General features: G+C 62.7%; 1 protein-coding gene and 1 pseudogene. One reads left to right on the top strand and one right to left on the bottom strand.

Translation table 11 applies throughout. From position 1 onward, the window contains the following. Positions 1-122: 122 nt before the first annotated feature. Positions 123-1,142: pseudogene (locus HPC46_RS34120) on the top strand (NlpC/P60 family protein); the annotation flags it as partial. A gap of 215 nt (positions 1,143-1,357) precedes the next feature. Here HPC46_RS34120 and HPC46_RS34115 read toward each other — a convergent pair. Next, on the bottom strand, positions 1,358-2,020 hold the full coding sequence (locus HPC46_RS34115; RefSeq protein ID WP_325096875.1) for a DUF305 domain-containing protein: 663 nt from the start codon (positions 2,018-2,020) through the stop codon (positions 1,358-1,360). Positions 2,021-2,606: the final 586 nt, after the last annotated feature.

Below are 2,606 nucleotides of genomic sequence, written 5' to 3'. Positions count from 1 at the left end.
CCTTCCCAACCAGCGCGTCAACGCCGGTCTTGATCAGAGAACCTTGGACTTCAGATCATCCCCGGGAAGGTGCGCCCACTTTCATGCCGCCCCACCGAGGGTCATCCACAGGTTCTGATCATTGCTCTATCGCCACCGCGAGCGACGTTTACACCCTGGCACTCAGCCACCGCAACGCGCTGACCGATCTGCAGCGCGCTCGCACCGAGCAGGCCAACAAGGTCTCGGCGGCGCGCGCTGCCCTACAGAGCGCCGATGACGCGGCCGCCGCCGCCGAAAGAAGTCAACAGGCCGCGGTGGCCGCGCTCACCGATGCACAACGCCAATTCGGTGCCCAGCAGGCAGAAGTCGACCGATTGGTGGCCGCCCGCGACACCGCCCAAGCACGTTTGAACGCGGCCCGGCCCCCCGCTCCCCCCGGCAGCGCCGCGGCGATACTCGCCGCGGGCGCTTTGCCACCGCCCACGGACCGATGGGATCCCCAACGCCCTGCCGGGTCGCCCGCGGCCGCCGGCACCAGTCGATGGGACGCCACCCTACCGATGGTGCCCAGCGCCAACGTCACCGGCGACCCCATCGCCATTATCAACTCCGTGCTGCAGATCTCGGCCACTTCGGCGCAGCTGACGGCTGACATGGGCCGAAAGTTCCTGATCCAACTAGGGATATTGCCCCAAGACCAAGCGTCCGCACCCGCCGATCCCGGATTCACCAACGGCCGCATCCCGCGGGTGTACGGCCAGCAGGCGATGGAATCCGTGATCCGACGTGCCATGTCGCAGCTGGGCGTGCCGTACTCATGGGGTGGCGGGAACGCCAACGGTCCATCTCGGGGAATCGACTCCGGTGCGGGAACTGTTGGGTTCGACTGTTCTGGGCTGTATCTTTACGCCTTCGCAGGGGTCGGGATCAAGCTGGATCATTATTCGGGGTCGCAGTACAACGCGGGGCGCAAGATTCCGTCATCGCAAATGCGCCGGGGGGATCTGATCTTCTACGGGCCCAATGCCAGCCAGCACGAATCGATGTATCTCGGCAATGGGCAGATGCTCGAAGCTCCCTACACCGGTTCGCAGGTGCGCATCGCCCCCGTGCGGACCAACGGCATGATGCCGTACGTTACCCGGCTCATCGAGTACTGATCTAGCTGTTCAGCGCCAATCGGGCAGACGTTCGGCCGCGACCACCACAATCATGTACGCCGAAAACGAGATTCGTGGCGAGACTCCCTGTGTGCCACGCCCTCGCGGCGTCTGTTGACATTGACGGTCGGATCAGGCGGACCCCATGCCGGCGCAATGTGACACCGGCACGGGGACGGGAGGAACGTTTCGCCGAATTGCGACCCGCGACGGGGTTACAACGCGCCCAGCATCCGCTGCATGGTCTCGATCTCCCTTTGTTGGGAGGCGATGATCGACCGCGCCAGCTCGACCGCCGGCGCGAATTGCCCACTCGCCTGCTCGGTCTGTGCCATCGCGATCGCGCCCTTGTGGTGTTCGATCATCTGGGTCAAAAATAGCCGGCTGGCGTCAACACCTTGCGCAGCACGCAGTGCGGACATGTCTTGCTCCGACATCATGCCGCCGCCACCCGTGCTTCCCATGTCATGGCCCGGCATGCTCGGCATACCACTGCCCGCCGACGTCGTGGTCGCCGGAACACCCCAGTTCGTCAGCCAGCCCTGCATTTGCTGAATTTCAGGCCCCTGAGCTGCCTTAATCTCGTTCGCCAACGACACCACTGAAGGATCGATGCCTTGCTTGGCCAGCAACGCGTCGCTCATAGCGATCGCCTGCTGATGATGCGGAATCATTCCCTGCGCGAACGCGACGTCGGCGTCGTTATGCGCTGATGCTTGACTGTCGCCACCACCCGATACCGACGGTGACGAGACGGCCACCGAGGGTGTCATTGACGACATGTTGTGGTTACTTCCTGAGTTGTTACTACATGCGCTTAGCGCCAGCGCGGCCGCGAACGCGGCGGTGATGACGGAGACGATCCGCTTGGTCTGCACACCAATTCCTTCTGTAGTCATTAAAAGGTACTCATTACCGGTACCCGATCGCCCACTACGAAACCGCGTGCCGGCTGTTGCCCTCATCCCCCAGCCTGGAGTCAACACCTAAGCGTCAGCTCGATATTCGATGAAGAATTAGTAAAGACCGTTGATTTCGCCGCCAGACCGCCGAACCAGCACAGTCACGCTTGTCCAATCAGACGAGGAAGGTTCCGATCGGTGCAAGGGCCGGATCGGCCTCTCAAAGGCCGCACCCACGAGTGCGCTACTTCCGCCTGGCCGCGTCGGGTGCGTTGCCCTCCTACATCTCGCAACGGTGCGCCTGGGCACAGGACACAGATAACACACGTCATATCAAGCATTGCGTGATCTCGGCGTGGGCGCCGACTCCGTGCGCCCAATAGCGACGGCTGCGCGCTGTTTGCACTCACCCGAAATTCGACGTTGTTGGTCCCGGGTTGCGTCCAGCAGAGTGGTGTACGAGTCGGACCTGATCAGCGGTACCGGCGTGTCGTAGCCGGATGAATGAAGGTCATCGCGTGATTCTTCGAGAGACCCGCGAAAGTCACTCGAGCAAAGGAAT

This window comes from Mycolicibacterium vinylchloridicum (genome assembly GCF_013404075.1).
Classification (GTDB): domain Bacteria; phylum Actinomycetota; class Actinomycetes; order Mycobacteriales; family Mycobacteriaceae; genus Mycobacterium; species Mycobacterium vinylchloridicum.
The sequence above is the reverse complement of the archived record's forward strand: the minus strand, read 5'-3'. Positions and strand labels throughout refer to the sequence as shown.